At 70.4% G+C, this 17,212-nt stretch carries 14 protein-coding genes and 3 pseudogenes; 13 read left to right on the plus strand and 4 right to left on the minus strand.

The window, feature by feature from the left end:
* Positions 1-174 precede the first annotated feature (174 nt).
* Positions 175-1,734, plus strand: coding sequence for an FAD-dependent oxidoreductase (locus ACFVYN_RS31565; RefSeq protein ID WP_390004724.1), 1,560 nt, complete (start codon positions 175-177; stop codon positions 1,732-1,734).
* Between the two features lie 10 nt (positions 1,735-1,744).
* On the plus strand, positions 1,745-2,983 hold the full coding sequence (locus tag ACFVYN_RS31570; RefSeq protein WP_390004726.1) for a cytochrome P450: 1,239 nt from the start codon (positions 1,745-1,747) through the stop codon (positions 2,981-2,983).
* A 42-nt stretch (positions 2,984-3,025) separates the two neighbouring features.
* On the opposite strand, the gene ccrA is transcribed toward ACFVYN_RS31570, so the two are convergent.
* The gene (gene ccrA / locus ACFVYN_RS31575) at positions 3,026-4,390 is read right to left on the minus strand and encodes a crotonyl-CoA carboxylase/reductase (RefSeq protein ID WP_390004728.1); all 1,365 of its coding nucleotides are present in this window, start codon (positions 4,388-4,390) and stop codon (positions 3,026-3,028) included.
* A 228-nt stretch (positions 4,391-4,618) separates the two neighbouring features.
* Here ccrA and ACFVYN_RS31580 point away from each other — a divergent pair, with 228 nt between their 5' ends.
* Together ACFVYN_RS31580 and ACFVYN_RS31585 are read left to right on the plus strand one after the other, a co-directional pair.
* Positions 4,619-6,118 carry an aldehyde dehydrogenase gene (locus ACFVYN_RS31580; RefSeq protein ID WP_390004731.1) on the plus strand — a complete coding sequence of 500 codons (1,500 nt, stop codon included), beginning with the start codon at positions 4,619-4,621 and terminating at the stop codon, positions 6,116-6,118.
* An 83-nt stretch (positions 6,119-6,201) separates the two neighbouring features.
* On the plus strand, positions 6,202-6,513 hold the full coding sequence (locus ACFVYN_RS31585; RefSeq protein WP_390004734.1) for a hypothetical protein: 312 nt from the start codon (positions 6,202-6,204) through the stop codon (positions 6,511-6,513).
* Positions 6,514-6,577: 64 nt separating this feature from the next.
* Here ACFVYN_RS31585 and ACFVYN_RS31590 read toward each other — a convergent pair whose 3' ends face one another.
* On the minus strand, positions 6,578-7,360 hold the full coding sequence (locus tag ACFVYN_RS31590) for a thioesterase II family protein (RefSeq protein WP_390004737.1): 783 nt from the start codon (positions 7,358-7,360) through the stop codon (positions 6,578-6,580).
* Positions 7,361-7,471: 111 nt separating this feature from the next.
* On the minus strand, positions 7,472-9,103 hold the full coding sequence (locus ACFVYN_RS31595) for a BTAD domain-containing putative transcriptional regulator (RefSeq protein WP_390004740.1): 1,632 nt from the start codon (positions 9,101-9,103) through the stop codon (positions 7,472-7,474).
* A gap of 728 nt (positions 9,104-9,831) precedes the next feature.
* On the opposite strand from ACFVYN_RS31595, the gene ACFVYN_RS31600 reads away from it, so the two are divergent.
* The 3 genes and pseudogenes from ACFVYN_RS31600 to ACFVYN_RS31610 all read left to right on the plus strand — a co-directional run.
* Positions 9,832-10,251, plus strand: coding sequence for a cold-shock protein (locus ACFVYN_RS31600; RefSeq protein ID WP_390004743.1), 420 nt, complete (start codon positions 9,832-9,834; stop codon positions 10,249-10,251).
* A gap of 355 nt (positions 10,252-10,606) precedes the next feature.
* Positions 10,607-11,148: pseudogene (locus ACFVYN_RS31605) on the plus strand (integrase); the annotation flags it as partial.
* Between the two features lie 52 nt (positions 11,149-11,200).
* Positions 11,201-11,391: pseudogene (locus ACFVYN_RS31610) on the plus strand (IS110 family transposase); the annotation flags it as partial.
* Between the two features lie 769 nt (positions 11,392-12,160).
* Here the strand turns inward: ACFVYN_RS31610 and ACFVYN_RS31615 are convergent.
* Complete coding sequence (locus tag ACFVYN_RS31615) at positions 12,161-12,328, minus strand: hypothetical protein (protein WP_390004746.1); 168 nt, start codon at positions 12,326-12,328, stop codon at positions 12,161-12,163.
* Here ACFVYN_RS31615 and ACFVYN_RS31620 point away from each other — a divergent pair.
* From ACFVYN_RS31620 to ACFVYN_RS31645, 6 genes and pseudogenes are all read left to right on the plus strand, one after another.
* Positions 12,327-13,043, plus strand: coding sequence for an asparagine synthase-related protein (locus ACFVYN_RS31620; RefSeq protein ID WP_390004748.1), 717 nt, complete (start codon positions 12,327-12,329; stop codon positions 13,041-13,043). The two genes, ACFVYN_RS31615 and ACFVYN_RS31620, sit on opposite strands and share 2 nt — an antisense overlap.
* Positions 13,040-13,795: a lasso peptide biosynthesis B2 protein gene (locus ACFVYN_RS31625; RefSeq protein WP_390004750.1), complete on the plus strand. Its 756-nt coding sequence runs from the start codon at positions 13,040-13,042 to the stop codon at positions 13,793-13,795. Before ACFVYN_RS31620 ends, ACFVYN_RS31625 begins: the two co-directional genes overlap by 4 nt.
* Before the next feature lie 279 nt (positions 13,796-14,074).
* Positions 14,075-14,476, plus strand: a complete 402-nt coding sequence (locus tag ACFVYN_RS31630; RefSeq protein ID WP_390004753.1) for a DUF4162 domain-containing protein — start codon at positions 14,075-14,077, stop codon at positions 14,474-14,476.
* A gap of 135 nt (positions 14,477-14,611) precedes the next feature.
* Positions 14,612-15,366: pseudogene (locus ACFVYN_RS31635) on the plus strand (ABC transporter permease).
* Between the two features lie 44 nt (positions 15,367-15,410).
* Positions 15,411-15,899: a MauE/DoxX family redox-associated membrane protein gene (locus ACFVYN_RS31640; RefSeq protein ID WP_390004756.1), complete on the plus strand. Its 489-nt coding sequence runs from the start codon at positions 15,411-15,413 to the stop codon at positions 15,897-15,899.
* 3 nt (positions 15,900-15,902) lie between these two features.
* Entirely contained in the window at positions 15,903-16,721 is an 819-nt protein-coding gene (locus tag ACFVYN_RS31645; RefSeq protein WP_390004759.1) for a DsbA family protein, read from the plus strand.
* The last annotated feature ends 491 nt before the right edge of the window (positions 16,722-17,212 follow it).

A 17,212-nucleotide genomic window follows, 5' to 3' on the forward strand; every position in this document is an offset into this window, starting at 1 on the left:
GGGGGGGGGGGGGGGGGGGGGGGGGGGGGGGGGGGGGGGGGGCGGGGGCCCCGCGGGCTCGTCCCGGGGCGGGCGGGGGGCGCCGCCCCCCCCCCCCCCCCCGCGAGTCGCCCCCGGATCGGCCCCGGCGGAGCCCGCCCCAGCCACCGCGCGAGTCGCAGAGGAGCATGGCGCATGACAGTGATCGTCGACCTCAACCAGTGCCAGAGCTACGGCCAGTGCACCATGATGGCCCCGGGGGTCTTCCGCTTCAGCGGCGAGGAGTCACTGGAATACGATCACGTGCCGCCCGCCGCCGAGGAGGACGACGTCGCCCGCGCGGTGGCCGCCTGCCCCGTTCAGGCCATCACCGCCGAGTGGCCGAGCACCCTTGCGGGGGCGCGCGGACCGCAACGCGCCATGGCCGCGGGACGGGCCGGGCAGCCGCGCCGGATCGTGGTCGTCGGGGCCTCGCTCGCCGGGCTGCGCGCCGTGGAGGCGCTCCGCGACGAGGGCTTCACTGGGGACGTCACCGTCATCGGCGACGAGCCGTACGAGCCGTACGACCGGCCGGCGCTGTCCAAGGCGGTACTGACCGGCCGGCTGGACATCGAGCACGTGCTCATGGCCCGCCCCCGCGACACCGGCGCCCACTGGCTGCACGCGACCGCGGCCGGCCTGGACGCCGCTGGCCGCCGGGTGCTGCTGGCAGACGGCCGGACGGTGCCGTACGACCGGCTGCTGATCGCCACCGGGGTGCGCGCCCGGGAAATGCCCGGCCAGGACGCGGCGGTTCACGGTGTCCACCGGCTGCGCGGCAGGGACGACGCCGAACGGCTGCGGGCCGATCTGGCCGCCGGACCGCGGCGGGTCCTGGTCGTCGGGGGAGGCCTCATCGGTTCCGAGGTCGCCAGCGCGTGCCGGAGCCTGGGGCTGGCCGTGACGCTGGTGCACCGCGGCCCGTCGCCGCTGTCGGGTGCGCTCGGCACCATCGTCGCCGGTCATGCCGCCCGCCTGCAGCGGGACTGCGGGGTCGACCTCAGGCTGGGGACCACCGTCACGGCACTGGAGGCGGACGCGCGCGGGCGGCTGCGGCGCGCCCGGCTGTCGGACGACACATCCGTGGAAGCCGATGCCGCCGTGATCGCCCTGGGCGCGGTCGCCAATGTGGAGTGGCTGCGCGGCTCGGGGCTGGACGCGGGACCGCGCGGTGTGGTGTGCGACAGCGCGTGCCGGGTGCGCGGGACCGACGGCTCGGTCGCCGGGGAGGTCTTCGCGGCGGGCGACGTGGCCCGCTGGCCGCACCCTCTCTACGACGGGCAGCTGATCTCACTCGGCCACTGGGGCAACGCGGTGGCGCAGGCGCGGGCGGCTGCGCACAACATGACGTGCTCACCGTCGAGCCGCACTGACTACGCACCGCTTCCGGCGTTCTGGTCCGACCAGTTCGGCGCGAACATCAAAGCGGTCGGCCTGCCCTCGCTCGCCGACAGTACGGTCTTGACTCAGGGCACCTTCGCGGAAGGCCGATTCGTCGTCGCGTACGGGCGCCGCGGCCGGCTGATCGCGGCGGTCGCGGTCAACTCGCCGCGCGTCCTGGACGGTTACGCGGCGCTCATCGAGGCCCGCGCCCCGTTCCCGCCCCGGATCAACGCGGGCGACGGCCCGCCCGAACTGATTCCGCAGGACGCGGGATTCTCCGGTGCCGCGGGTGTCGCACCACGGTCCCTGGTGCCCTCGTCCCCGCCGCAATGAGGAGACCGACATGACGACGGCCACGGTTCACGACGCCACCGAGCTGTTCTCGTCGCTGCTGCAGCCGCGCAACCGCCCGGACCCGTACCCGCTGTGGGAGCGTCTGGCCCGCTATCCGGTGGCCCGCACCGCGGACGGCACCTACCTCGTCAGCGGCTATCACGACATCACGCGGCTGCTGCGCGATCCGCGCGTCAGCTCCAACCGGCACATCGAGCAGACGCCCAAGGGGCGCACCGTCGCGCGCGGCGCGGACGGCAAGCCCGCCGGCCGGCGGTTGCTGACCCAGGACCCGCCCGTTCACGACAAGCTGCGCCGGCAGATCATGCGGCACCTGATGCCCAGGATCACCGGCATACGCGGCCACATCGACCGCCTCGTCGCCCGCCTGCTCGACGCCCACGCCACGGACGGCCCCGGGCAGTTGGACGTGGTGGAGGACCTCGCCTATCCGCTGCCCGTCACGGTCATCTGCGAACTGCTGGGCGTCCCCCGGGAGGACGAGCCCGTCTTCCGCGAATTCGCCCGTCGGCTCACCCGGGGACTCGACCCCGCGGAGAGCCTGACCGAGCAGCAGCTCGACCAACTCCTGGGCGCCCGGCTGGCGATGCGCGACAACATGGTCGACCTGGTCGGGAAACGGAAGGCCAGCCCTCGTGACGACCTCGTGTCCGCCCTGCTCCAAGGGGGCGGTGAGGACGGCCCGATGGCCGTGCCGGACCTCATCTCGAACCTCGCGCAGCTGCTCGTGGCCGGGCACGAGACGACGGTGAACCTCATCGCCAACGGCGCGCTCGCCCTGCTCAGGCACCCGGACGTGCTCGGCCGGCTGCGGAGCGACCCCCGCACCGTCACGCTCCTGGTCGAGGAGGTGCTCCGGTACGACCCGCCGGTGCAGATGGTGGGCCGCAGCGCGCTGGCCGACATCGAGGTCGGCGGCACCGTCATCCCTCGCGGCTCCCGCATGCGTCTGCTGCTCGCCGCAGGCGACCGCGACCCCCGGCGCTTCGACGATCCCGGGGCGTTCCGGCCGGAGCGGGCCGGGAACGCCCACATCACCTTCGGGGGCGGCCTGCACTACTGCGTCGGCGCCGTGCTGGCCAGGACCGAGGCGCAGGTGGCGCTCACCGCGCTCGCCCGGCGCCTGGACGGCCCCCGCCTGGTGGCGGACCCGCCCCCTTACCGGGACAACGCGATCCTGCGCGGCCCCGACCGGCTCCTGGTGGCGTTCGAGAGCCTCAGGCGGTGATGTGCCCTCGCTTCGGAGCCGGCGGCCGTGAGGGAGCGGCTGTCAGCGGACGGGGTCCGGCGAGTCCGAGACCACACGGAAGCGGTTGATTTGGGCCTCGTGGCGGGCCCGGAACTCCGGTGCGTCCACCCCGGTGCCCTCCGTCGCGGCGAGGCACAGCACACCCACCTTGCCCTGGTGCCGGTTCCCGTGGACGGCCTCGGTGGCCAGGCCGACCTGCTCCAGCGGGTACGTCCGCGACAGCGACGGATGGATCCGGCCCCGGGTGATCAGCCTGTTCGCCTGCCACGCCTCGTAGTAGTTGGCGAAGTGCGAGCCGATGATGCGCTTGACCTTCATCCACAGGTACCTGTTGTCGAACTCGTGCAGATAGCCGGTCGTCGAGGCGCAGGTGACGATCGTCCCGCCACGGCGGGCGACGTAGACCGAGGCGCCGAAGGTGTCACGCCCCGGGTGCTCGAACACGATGTCCACGTCCTCCCCGCCCGTCAGCTCCCTGACGTGCTGGCCGAACCGCCGCCATTCGCGGGGGTTCTGCGTTCCGTCCTCGGACCAGAAGCGGTAGTCCTGAGCGCTTCGGTCGATGACCGCCTCCGCGCCCATCTCCCGGCAGATCTCGGCCTTTTGGGCGCTGGAGACCACGCAGATCGGGAAAGCACCGCCGGCCAGGGCGTACTGGGTGGCGTACGAGCCGAGGCCGCTTGCCGCACCCCAGATCAGGACGTTGTCCCCCTGCCGCATGTTCGCCCCGTTGCGGGAGACGAGCTGCCGGTACGCGGTCGAGTTGACCAGACCCGACACGGCGGCCTCCTCCCACGTCAGGTGGGCGGGCTTGGGCATCAGCTGATTCGCCTTGACCAGGGCGACTTCGGCGAGTCCGCCGAAGTTGGTCTCGAACCCCCAGATCCGCTGCTCGGGGTCGAGCATCGAGTCGTCGTGCCCCGCGGGGTCCTCCAGCTCGACGCTGAGGCAATGGGCCACCACCCTGTCGCCCGGGCTCCAGCGCCGCACGCCGGGGCCCGTCCGCAGCACGATCCCGGCGAGATCGGAGCCGACCACGTGGTACGGCTGGTCATGCCGGGCCGCGAGCCCCCCGGTGCGTGCGTACCGCTCCAGGAACGTGAAGGTGGGGATGGGCTCGAATATCGCACTCCACACCGTGTTGTAATTGATGGAACTCGCCATGGTCGCCACCAGGACTTCACCCGGACCCGGCGCCGGCAGGGGAACCTCCGTCAGATGCAGCGATTTGGTGGGATTACGATGCGCCACCGGAACACCGTCGAACATGTGCTGCTCCTCCTTCAGCAACACAGCCGCTCGATAGAACTCCGGTAAAGGAAGTGACGCAATGTCGTCTGGACCGGCTTCCGGCGATTCAATGGCCTCCACGAACGCACGGTCCACGAGTTCCCCTTCCACGAGTATTCACTGTTGCGCAGGCTAGGCATCTTGCCGAGCGCGGGCAACCCCTCACCGGGCGCTCCGGGCGGCGTTGCGGAAACCGGATGGGAAACTCCTCCGGAATGGAAGACTCAGTTACTCGGCAATGGCGGGCCGATGGCCGACCGCTCTTTACGCGGCCGCCGGGAGCCGGGAAGCATGAACGCCCTCGGCGATCGGGAGGGTGACCGAATGAGCCTGGCCTACGAAGCGAAGGCGCCGATCGGCTGGGCGGACCGCTTCTTCATCGGTGGACAGTGGGTGGCGCCGTCGTCCGCCGCCATGATCGACGTGATCGACTCGGCGACCGAGGAGCTGTACTTCAGGGTCGCGGAGGCGCAGGCCGCCGACATCGCGCGAGCCGTCGCGGCGGCGCGGGCGGCCTTCGACGAGGGCCCCTGGCCGCGGCTGACGCCAGTGGAGCGGGCCGGTTACCTGCGGGCGGTCGGCGCCGAACTCCGGCTGCGCGGCGAGGACATCGGCCAGGTCTGGCCGCGCGAGTCCGGGGTGCTGCACACCTATGCTGCGTACGCGGGTTCCGGCGCGGACGCCACCTTCAAGCGGTATGCCGCGATGGCCCGCACGTTTCCGTTCGAGGAGCCGGTCAAGCCCACGGCCGGCGGCGAGTTCGGCCTGATCGTCCGCGAGGCGGCCGGCGTGGTCGGCGCGATCGTCCCCTGGAACGCCCCGATGGGGCTGATCAGCAACAAGGTCGCTCCCGCGCTGCTGGCCGGCTGCACGGTGGTCCTGAAGCTGTCGCCCGAGGCACCGGGGGAGGGCTACCTGCTCGCGGAGGCCGCCGCGGCGGCCGGGCTGCCGGCCGGCGTGCTCAACGTCGTCACCGCGGACCGCGAGGTGTCGGAACTGCTGGTGCGCGATCCGCGGGTGGACAAGATCACGTTCACCGGGTCGACGGCCGCGGGCCGGCGTATCGCCTCGCTCTGCGGCGAGCGCGTGGCACGCTGCACGCTGGAGCTCGGCGGCAAGTCCGCCGCCGTGATCCTCGACGACATGGACCTGGTGACGGCCGCCCGCAGCCTCTCGCGGGCCGAGTGCGTCCTGTCCGGCCAGGTGTGCTCCTCGCTGACCCGGATAGTGGTCACCCGTCGGCGGCACGACGAACTGGTCGAGGCGCTCGCCGGCATGTTCTCCCAGGTACGGGTGGGCAACCCGTTCGACCCGCAGTCGCAGATGGGCCCGCTGGCGACCAGCCGGCAGCGGGACCGGGTCGAGAGCTACATCGCCAGGGGCATCGCCGACGGTGCCACGCTGGCCACCGGCGGCAGCCGCCCCAAGAGCCTGGTCCGGGGCTGGTACGTCGAGCCCACCGTGTTCGGCAACGTCGACAGCCGCTCGGTCATCGCCCAGGAGGAGATCTTCGGCCCGGTGCTGTCCGTCCTGCCCGCCGAGGACGAGCAGGACGCGATCCGGATCGCCAATGACACCATCTACGGCCTCAACGCCTCGGTGTTCACCAACGACGTCGACCGGGCCCGCGAGGTCGCGAGGCAGCTGCGGTCCGGGACCGTCGGCCACAACGCGGTCCGCAACGATTTCGGCATCGCCTTCGGCGGGTTCAAGCAGTCCGGCATCGGCCGCGAAGGCGGACGCGAGGGACTGCTGCCCTTCCTCGAGACCAAGACGGTGATCCTGGAGGGCCGGCCGACCGGGTACGAGGACACAGTGCTCTGAGGACGAATCCGCCCGCCAGGGGCGCCTGCCACGGGCTCAGCAACGGCCCTGTCCACTCATCGCACTCGAGAGGTTACGCAGCCATGGGTCACACGTTCACGCTGGTCCTCGACCGGAAGATCACGGATGAGGAATCCGAGAGCATGAAAAAGGCCGGGTGCGACGGTGCGGAATTTACGACCGGCGCACACCCGACGAACGCCGACATCCTCGTGACGCGACTGGACATCGATACGGAGGCGGCGTCACTCGCGGAGGCGATCCAGTCGGCCCTCGACGCGGTGAAAACGGTACCGGACCTCAGCGCGCCCGGCCTTTTCGTCCCGCCGCAGCGAAATGCCGCCCCGGGCCAGGACGAGAAGAATTCTGCGGCACCCCCGGAACCGCAGAAGTAGAGCGTGCTTCGCCTCCCGCGACAGGCATTCCGCGGCCGGTCTCCCGCGGCAGGAGGCGAATCACTCAACGGCGGCCCTCGGCCGCCAGGTCGAGGCGGTCGGTCACCACCGCCAGCACACCGGCGATCTCCTTGATGAGAAAGAAGTGCCCGCCGGGGAAGAGCGAGAACGCGAAGCCGTCCTTCGGCGCCTGCTCCTCCCAGTCCATGACCTCTTCCACACTGGCCTGCGGGTCCCGGTCCCCGACGATCGCCGTCACGGGGCACCGCAGCGGCTCGCCGGCGACGTAGCGGTACTTGCCCACTGCCCGGTAGTCCCCGCGGATCGCGGGCAGCACCATCTCCCTCAGCTCCGGCGATTCCAGCACCCGGGCGTCCGTGCCACCGCGCGAGGCGATCTCGGCGATGATCCCGTCGTCGTCGAGCAGGTGGAACGTCTCCTCGTGGTACCGGGTGGGAGCGCGCCGACCGGAGACGAACAGGTGCGCGGGCTGGTCCGGGTGGTCCCGCTGTAGCCGTCGAGCCACCTCGAAGGCGATCAGGGCGCCCATGCTGTGGCCGAACAGCGCCAGCGGGCGGTCCAGGGACCCCGCCAGTACGCGGGCGATCTGGTCCGCCATCAGCGGTATGTCGTCGATGCAGGGCTCGGCCCGCCGGTCCTGGCGCCCGGGATACTGCACCGCGAGCACATCCACGGCCGGAGCCAGCCCCTGCGCCACAGGACGGTAGAAGGCGGCGGAGCCTCCCGCGTGCGGGAAGCAGACCAGGCGGTACCCCGCGTCGTGGTCAGCGGGCTCGAATCGCCTGAGCCACAGGCCTTCCTCGTCCGATGCGTCATCGATGCCCATGCGGTCCCTCCTGGCCATGCCGGTCAGTGTGTCGGGCCCGCGAGAACGCGGACCCGTGGTTCGACCCGCCGGGTGGCGGGTCACAGGTCACAGGTCACAGGTCGTCGGGGTTCAGGTGACCTCCCGGAGTGTCCAGTCGCAGGTGTCGTCCGCGGGCAGCAGCACGCTGACGGTGACCTCGACCATCGCGTTCTCCGGGATGCCGCCACGACGACGGCTGATCGTCTCGATGAGCGGCGACGCGTGCTGCCCGCCGATGCCCGCGAGCAGGCCGAGCAGCTTCTGGATCTTGCCCGGGCCTCCGACGAGCATTTTCGCCGTGTCCGGCCGGCGCGGTTCCGAAAGGAGTTCCGCCGCCTCCCACGCGCCGTCGCCGACCCGCTCGTACCGGACGCAGCACTCGGTGGCGCGCTGGGTCTCCTCGCTGACCCAGACCCGTCCTGGCGGAGCGGCGCTGGCCAGCTGAAGGCACTGGCCGACCGTGGCGCTGTCGAGGCCGCGCAGGGTGCCGTCACCGGAAGGGAAGCTGAGGATCGCGTCGGTGGACACGACGGCGACCTTGACGGCCACCTGCGGCGCCCGGTTGTCGGCGGCGTCGCGGACGGAGCGGACGGGCTTCAGCGCGTCGCGTATCGCCAGCCCGGTCTTGATGGCCCGGTCGGGGGCATCGTCGGCGCCGTCGAAGACTATCCAGCTCACCGATGCCAGTGTGCTGACGACCACGCCGCCGTATCGGCCGGCCTCGCGGTTCACTGTCGCGGCCACCGCGCCGAGTGCGGATGTCGTCTCCGCGGCGTCCGCACCGGGCCGGCGTTCCACCTCGCCGACGACGGCCATCACGGTGGCCAACCGCCCCGGCGTCAGGGGGACGACGCGGCCGTTCGTGGCCGCGGGCTCCGAAGGCACCGGCCCGGCGGGCGCGTCCTCGGGCGAGGCGGCGGCCCTCGCGGCCGTGTCGGCCAGGTCGTCGGCGGTCGGCCAGGGAACCGCCGTGATGCGGCTGTCGCCGACAGCGGGCATGGCACCGCCGTGCCAGTCCAGCCGCACGTCCTGGTTGAGGATCAGGTGCTCGATCTCCTGCAGTTCACGGCTGGGCTCCAGGCCGTGGGTCTCGATCAGCGACACGCGCGCGCGGCGGTACACGCCGAGCGCGTCCAACTGCCGTCCACACCGGTACAGCGCGAGCATCAGCTGCGCCACCAGGCGCTCGTGGGAAAGCTCCCGTCCGGCGACGAGTTCGAGCTCCGCGACGACCTCGCGGTGCCGTCCGCAGGCGAGTTCGGCGTCGAAGAGCTCCTCGACCGCGACGAGATACGTCTTCTGGACCGCAACGGCCTCGGGCCACGCGGTACATGCCTCGGTCAGGTCGGCGAGGACCGGGCCCCGCCAGACGCCGATCGCCTCGCGCAGCTCGCGCCGCGCGGACTCCCAGTCGGTGTCGGCGGCGTACGAACGGGCGGCTTCGGTGTGGAGGGTGAACCGGCTGAGGTCGATGGTGCTGGGTTCGACGTGCAGCAGGTACCCCGGCGTGTGGGTGAGAAGTACCGGCGGGTCCGCACTGCTGCTGTCGCAGGCCAGTATCCCCCGCAGGCCGGACGCGGCGTTCTGCAGCATCTTCCGCGCGGTCGGCGGCACGCCGTCGACCCACAGCGAGTCCAGTAACTTGCTCGATGGCACTATCCGGTTGGCTCTCAGCAGCAGCATGCCCAGCATCGCGCGCTGCTTGATACCGCCGAGCGGCATCGCTCTATCCTGGGCAACGACTTCCAGAGGGCCGAGGATGTTGAACTGAATTGTTGCCTCCGGTCATCCGCGACGCAGTTCGTCAAACTGCTGGACGGGTTTGTAAGCGGGCAGAAGTCGAGGGTCTGCGGGCTCGGTTCAGGAAGCCTGCGGCGGTCGTGCCGCGGCTGCTGCGCACGTCGTCGGCGGAACGGATGGACGTATGCGGTGCCGGGGAGCCATCAGCTGTGGTGTTCGTGGAGAACACCATGGTCGGTCGGACCGCGTGTGATCCGATGCTCATCTGCCGTCCCCTCGCCAGTTGCCGGGGTTTCACGAAGGTGACGCGAAGGAGCGGGTTTATGCCCCCCGGCGATGCCGAACTCCATGCACCCTCTAGTACACCGCTACTCACATCCATCCCCACCTGCCCCACCCAAAAACCTCCATCCCGCGTAAGTGTTTGCAGCGCGGTTCACGGGAAAGGCCGCTCTTTATATCCAAATGAGTGCCAAAACTGGACCGCATTTTGACCGAACTTGGTCGAGGTGCGACCGAACCTTGGTGTATACATGAACCTTGTTTTGCGACAACCGCTGTTTCCGCCGTCCTGACCACCGCCCCTCCGCGGTTCCGGGCAATCTCCGGCGCTCGAAGGCGACAGCGGGGACTTGACGACTCTGGGTGGTCAACTACGCTCTGTCGAGGTTTTGCTGAGGTGTCGTGGTCGGCTTTGAGGTGGGGTTGCTGTGACGGTCAATGGTCGAGTGGTGCGGTTCGACAGCGCGCGCGGTTACGGGTTCATAGCTCCGGAGAGCGGCGGTGACGACGTGTTTCTGCACGTCAACGACCTGTTGTTCCCCGAGGAGCAGGTGCGCCAGGGGCTGACCGTGGAGTTCGAGGTCGAAGAGGGCGACCGCGGCCCCAAGGCGTTCTCCGTCCAGCTGGGCCCCGAGGTCGCCGGGAGGCGATCGGCGCTGCCGGCGCTGTCCGTGCCGCAGGAGTCGGGCGACCAGGACTTGTGCGATGTGCTGAGCGCCAAGGACTACCTCAGGGAAGTGACCGAGGTGCTGCTGCGCGTCGTGCCCACCCTCACCGGCGAGGAGATCCTGCTCGCGCGGGCGGGTCTCGCCGAGTGCGCCAAGGCCCACGGCTGGATCGAGAGCTGACAGAAGGACTCGCGGCGCGGCGCCGGGGCGCCGCGCTGTCCGGCCGCCGCCTGGCCAATGGAGGACGCGGGTTGCTGCCTCCTGTGCGGATCACATGCGCGGCCGCGACGGCAGGCCCGGCGCCCGCGGTAAACAATTGCGGGGCGAATTGTGCGGCCGCAGTCACCCATGGGAATTCGTGATTGACGGGTACTCACGCATTGACCCACAGTCGCACTCACACCCGTACTCACAACCGACCCTGCCCTTGCCGAATACCTCATCCACGCAGGCGGGATCGGGTTTGGGCATTGGCCGAGGCCGATCGAGTCGCCGGTATCGCGCCGCGCCGGTTGGCGCGGCATGATGATCGGCCCTGCTGCTGAGACCGGCGTACCTGGGTGTGACGAACGCGTTCGCGATGTTGCGACTGCTGCCGATGAGCGACCGGGACAAAGATGCCGAGATCCTGGCCCTGCGGCACCAGATCGGCGTTCTGGAACGGCAGCTGGACGGGCAGCGGTCCGGTTCCACGCGAGCGACCGGGCGTTTTTGGCGTCGCTCCTCCATGGCCTGCCACGGGAAGTGCTGCGCCGGATGCGGCTGCTGGTGCGGCCGTACACGGTACTGCGCCGGCACCGCAACGTCATCGCCCGCCGACACGCTTCCCAGTCCCGGCCGAAGCGCGGAGGCCGGCCCCGCACCGTGCACTCGATCCGGGCGCTGATGCTGCGCCTGGCCAGGGGAAATCGTAGTTGGGGCGATCGGCGCCTGGACGGTGAGCTGCTCGTACTCGGGGTGAAGGTGGCAGCACCCACGGTCTGGGAAATCTTGAAGGAGGCCGACGTCGACCCGGCGCCCGAGCGGGCCTCCAGCATGTCCGGGGCCCGCTTGTACGTTTTCGCCGTGATCGAGCATCACGGATCGGGCCGGGAAGTTCCCACGGCCGTTCGACGAGGTGCTCGAGGACTACATCTCCGCGTTGTTCAGCATCCGTCACCGCGAGGACTCCCGCCGGTTTTACGAACGCAAGCGCGCCGAAGGCAAGCGCCACATCCAGACCGTCCTCCCCCTGGCCCGCCGACGCGTCAACGTCTTCTGGGTCCCCTACACGACGGACGGCCCTACCAGGCTGTGCCTCCCACCGCCCTAGCCGCTTGACAATCGGCATGAGGAATCACGGATTACTCGCGCTGAGGCAACAGCTCCGTGAACGGCGTAGATCCACTCCGTGGACAATCGGCCCCGCCCAGGGAAGCCTGGTTGTACGACATCGGCGCCGGTACGGAGGACTGCGTCTCATGCCCGGCCGGCCGCAAGACCACCCGACCGAGACGAGGGCTCGAACTCGCGCTCACCCGGATTGGACAGAGCGAGTGCTTCTGACTGCTGTGCGTCTTCCGGTAGATCGCTCACGCAGAAATCAACGGCCCCTGCAAAATTCAGACAAGGTGCCAGTCATCACCTGGTCGGGAATGATGTGTTCCAGTATTAGCCGCTGGAATCCCGCCAGATTCCGTGGCCTCCCGAGGTGGCCATCCTTGAGTCGTATGGTGGGTGTTGGTGGCGGTGGGCGCAAAGGGGACGCCCGAGCGGGGATGTCGGTTGCCGATTGCTTTCAGTCATCTTTCTTCCGGTGGTTACTTCTCGGTCGCGGAGCGTGGGGTTACCCTGATAAATGGCTGACATATGTGCCTCGGTGTTTGTAGCGGCATGTTCGAGCGTGGTCACGGGGGGTATGGCGATGGTCGTTTCTGTGTATGTCTTAAGGCTCTCCTGTATGTGGTCCGAGGGTGCGTCATGAGTGGCACAACGCGGGAGAGCATAACTGTTCATGACGAAAGCCATGTCGTCGACGAGGAGGGTGTACGTGTCTTCGTCATCGATCGTGACCCGGTATTCCGCGCGGGAATCCGGGCCATGGTCGACATTAACCACGCACCCCGGCGCGTAATGCGGGGACAATCACGGCTTCCTCGTCGGCGCCGACGCGCGCCATGGCGAACAGGCGCCACCGGTTGAGAAGTTGATAGCGACGCAGCACCGGCAGGCTGCGGAGCGGGTGCCGGTGTGCCAGGGACCACAGGATGCTGGGCATGGTGCCGAAGAGTTCGTCACCGCGGCTGACCGACCGTACCGGTTTCGCACAGGCGGTCGGCGGGGCGGCGGACACCCTCACCTGTTCCAGACCTCCCGTCGGCCGACTCGCTCTGGGCTGGAGCATCGACCCGAGGATGCCGCCCTGGGCGACCCCCGGCACCGTCGACACGGTCCGGCGGCTGCTGCGGGAGACCGCGGAAACCGCTCCGGCGCCTCTCGACCCGGACCGGTTCCGGCACCGTGTGCTGGAGTCCCTTGTGATGGAGGGCTCGACCGTCCGGCAGCTGGGCCGGTACACGGAGCCCTACGGCGTCACGTGGGAGGCCCCGTTCCTGGACGACCGGGTCGTCGAGGCCGCGCTGTCGGTCCGGGTCGAGGACAGGGCCGTACCCGGTCGCTTCAAGCCCCTGCTCACCGCCGCGATGCGTGGTCTCGTCCCCGACGCTCTCCTCGACCGGCCGGACAAGGGCGAGTTCAGCGCCGAGATGTTCCGGGGGCTGAACGACAACAAACGCCGGCTGAGCGAGTTGTGTGCCGACCTGCGGGTCGCCGACCGGGGGCTGGTGATCGCCGGCGCCCTGCGGGAGGCGCTGACCCGGCCCGTGCCGGACGCCAGACATCTGGGCCCGTTCCAGAACACGCTGGCCTGCGAGTCCTGGCTGCGCACCCTGGCTTTGGCGCCCGCCGCGCACTCTGGAGGTGGATCACGATGACCGTCGCTCTGGCCCCCCATGTCACGCTGACCGAGGTCGAGGGCGGGATGGTGCTGCTCGACCAGCGCGTCGGCCGGTTCTGGCAGCTCAACAGGTCCGGCGCCGCCACCGTACGGCTGCTGCTGGAAGGCCGTTCACCGGAGGACGTCGCCACACCTCTCAGGGCAGTCCCCCGACGCGGCCGAGCGAGCCGTCGGCGACGTGCGTGCCCTGCTCGACGCGCTGACCAGGGCACGACTCGTGGTGAGCGCCTCATGAGCATCCCCGTTGCGGTCGAAGGCTCGGTTCCGCTGCCGTGGCGCAGACGTGTCACCGCCCGGTCCGCGGCCGGGGCGGCACGACTGCTGGTCCGGTTGCCGCCGCGGCGGCTGTGCCAGGTCCTGCGGTTCGTGAGCCGGGGAAGCCGCCCGGCCGACGCGGAGCGCGCGCTGGCCGCCCGACAGGCGGTGGTGACGGTCAGCCTGCGCTGCGCGGGCATCGCGGGCTGTCTGCAGCGCTCGGTGGCAACGGCGCTGCTGTGCCGCCTGGCCGGCCGCTGGCCCGACTGGTGCTCGGGGTTCCGCACCCGGCCGTTCGGCGCGCACGCCTGGGTCGAGGTGGACGGCACCGCGATCGGCGAGCCCGGTGACATGACGTTGTTCCACACGGTTCTGAGCGTGCGTCACCAAGACCGTGACCAACACCTTCACCAAGGCCGCCGTCAGGCACGTCGCCAGGCTCGAGCGCGCCGTCACGAGGGGAGGCAGCCGTGAGCGAACGCGACGGCATCGCCGTACGAACAGAGGGTCTCGCGAAGCGCTACGGAACCACCGAGGCGGTGTCGGGGCTGGACCTCACCGTCGAGTCGGGACAGATCTTCGGATTCCTCGGACCCAACGGCGCGGGCAAGACGACCACCATCGGTGTGCGAGGCCTGATGCACAGCCCCCGGGTGCTCTTCCTCGACGAGCCGACCACCGGTCGTCGACCCGCAGACCAGGAACGCGATCTGGGAGTACCTGATCCGGCTCCGGCGGGAGCAGGGGACCACCGTGTTCCTGACCACGCACCACCTGGAGGAGGCCGAGCACTGCGATCGCATCGCGATCATGGACCGTGGACAGCTCGTGACGCAGGGCGGCCCGGCGGAACTGAAGACGGTCGTCGGCGCGGATCTCGTCACCCTGCGCACCGGCGATGACGCGCTGACGACCCGGACACTGCGCGACACCTTCGGCCTGGAGCCGGAACACGGAGCCGACGGCGTACGACTGCGCGTCGCCGACGGTGCCGCGATGGCCCCCAGGCTGTGCACGGAGATCGGCGTGCCCGTGCACTCGGTCACGGTCACACCGCCCACTCTGGACGACGTCTTCCTGCACCACACGGGCCGCACCATCCGCGACACGGACACCGGCCCACGGGCACTGACCGACCACGTGGCAAGGAGATAGCGCCCATGCTCCGCACAGAACCCTCTTCCGGGACGACCGCACCCCGCCCACCCCGGGTGGACGGCCGCTCCGCCGTCCACCCGGGCCTCGTCCCACTCCAACCTCCGGGCCGTACGCGTGCTGTGGCAGCGCGAAGTGATCCGCCTGACCCGTAATCCGGTACGTCTGGCCATGGGGCTGCTCACTCCGCTGCTGTTCCTGGTCGTTCTCGGCACCGGGATGAGCTCCTCCCCGGGTTCGGCCGGTGCCGGCATGCGCCAGTACCGGACCTTCCTGTACCCCGGCGTCCTCCTGATGTCCGTTCAGGCACCGGCGATCGCGGCCGGCATATCGATCGTGTGGGACCGCAAGTCCGGGCTGCTGCGCCAGATGCTCGTCGCACCGGTACGGCGTGGTGCGCTGATCCTCGGCGTCTGTCTGGGCGGGGCCGCGGCGGGCACGGTCTACGGGGCGATGGTGGTGGCCCTGGCCTGGGTGGCGGACATCCCGTACGAGCCGCGGCTCCTGCTCGTCCTTCCGGAACTCGCGCTCATCTCACTGGTGTTCACCAGCCTGGCGGTGCTGGCTGCCGTGGCCATGAAACGCATCGAGCGTTCCAGGTCGCGGTCAGCCTCGGGATGATGCCGCTGCTCTTCACCTCGGGCGCGATGTTCCCGGTGGGCGGCCTGCCCGGCTGGCTCGGCTTCGCGGTCAACGTCAACCCGCTCACCTACGCCGTCGACGCGATCCGCCGCACCCTTCCCGGGATCGGCGCGGAGTACGGCGGCCGGGCGGCAGGGCCCACCTGGGGAGGCTGGTCCCCACCGGTCGCCCTGGAACTCGGCGTCATCGCGGCCATCGCCGCGCTCGCCGTACTGGTGGCCGCTCGCCGGTTCTCCCGCGCCGAGTAAGCCGAGTAGCGAGCAAGCCGAGTATGTCGAGTAAGGGGACACGAGTGAACGTCATCATCAGTACCGTGTGCCGACTGGGCCTCGCCGGCCTGTGGATCGCGTCGGGTGTCGCCAAGGCCATGGACCCGGGCCAGACTTACATCGCCGTGGCCGCCTTCGACGTGATGCCCGACCAGCTCACGAGCACGGTCGCCGCCGTACTGCCCTTCCTGGAGCTGGGGCTGGGGCTCCTGCTGCTCCTGGGCGTCGGCACCCGGGCCGCCGCGGCCCTGTCGGTGGGCGTACTCGTCGCCTTCATCGCGGGCATCGTCCAGGCCTGGGCGCGCGGACTCTCCATCGACTGCGGCTGCTTCGGCGGCGGGGGCCAGGTGTCCGCGGGCCGGACCGAGTACCCGATGGAGATCGCCCGGGACCTCGGCTTCCTCGCTCTCGCACTCGTCCTGGTCCGGCGCCCCGCGACGCGGCTGTCGGCCGACGGCCTGCTGGCCCGGCATTCGGCTCGTTCCGCGTCGTCCGTCACAGAAGGGAAGTAGACCATGGCTCTCACCCGCCGGACCGCCCTCGCGCGGCAGGCCGAACCGGGACAGCCGAGCGGACTCCGGCGCCCACCCCCTGCCCCGCGCCCGCCCCGCAACGGCCGGGTCGTCGCCCTCGTGGTGGGCGCCGTGCTCGCGCTCGCCGTCGCCGTCGGCACGGTCGTCCAGGGCAACGAGCGGGACAGGGTGGCGAACACTGTGATCTCGGCCAGTTCGCTGGCGACCGAGTCCTCCTACCCGGTCGAACTGGACAAGGGGACCGGGACCGTGCGGGTGGGACGGGAGGACGCCGAGGTGTCGATCGACATCTACGAGGACTTCCTCTGCCCGGTGTGCGGCCAGTTCGAGAAGCAGTACTTCACCGCCATCGAGCGGCAGCTGGAGGCCGGCCGTATCAAGGTCGAGTACCACATGCTCGACCTGCTCGACCCGCTGTCGGACCCACCGGGCTACTCGCAACGCGCGGCCAACGTGGCGCTCGCGGTGGCGGCGACGGACCCGAGGAAGTTCATGGACTTCCACTACAGCCTGCTGCGGACCCAGCCGAAGGAGGGCAGCGCGGGCTGGACCGACGGACAACTGCTCGACCTCGCCGAACGCCTCCAGGTTCCCGTCGACGACGTCACCGCTCTCGGCGACGCCGGCCGGTACGACGACCGCATCCACGCCAACAGCGCCAGGGCCGCCGCCGACAAGTCGCTGTGGCAGGGCACGGGCAGCGGCAAGGCCTTCGGCACGCCCACCGTCGTGTCGGGCGACCGGATCATCCCGTGGCAGCAGGACACCTCATGGCTACGGAGGCTCGTCGGGTCCGACTGACGGGCGACGCCCCGGCCTTCGGCCGCCCCACGCCCTCGCCCTGCTCGGCTCATGTCGCGCAGCTCGACGACGAGGAAGCGCCTCGGCCAGTCCGCGTCCAGGTCGCCGGCGTGGTCGGGCACGGTGGCCGCCTCGGCGATGTCGAGGTGGTCCGGGTCGCCGCCGTAGCGAGTCGGCCGCACCAGGTTCCCGCCCCGGCACCGCCCGGTGTGAGGCTTCACCACACCGGGCAGCCGGGAGCCCCAGGCCGTGTTCGTGCGGTTCGGCGACCCGGGATGGAACGCGAGGTGGGAGCGGGGGAGGGAACCGGTGCGGTCGGGATCGGTCTCCGGGACCACCTTCGGCTCCGGGGCCGGCAGCGGGCCCTTACCCAGTGTCTCGCGGGCCTCGGCCGTGTGTTCCGGGGGCACCGGGTACGGATGGAAAGCCGGCCGCCCGCTCGCGGGAGAGGCGGAGCATTCGCGGGCCCGGGGCGACCGGCACCCGGCGCC

It is taken from the genome of Streptomyces sp. NPDC058307, from assembly GCF_042880295.1.
Taxonomy (GTDB): domain Bacteria; phylum Actinomycetota; class Actinomycetes; order Streptomycetales; family Streptomycetaceae; genus Streptomyces.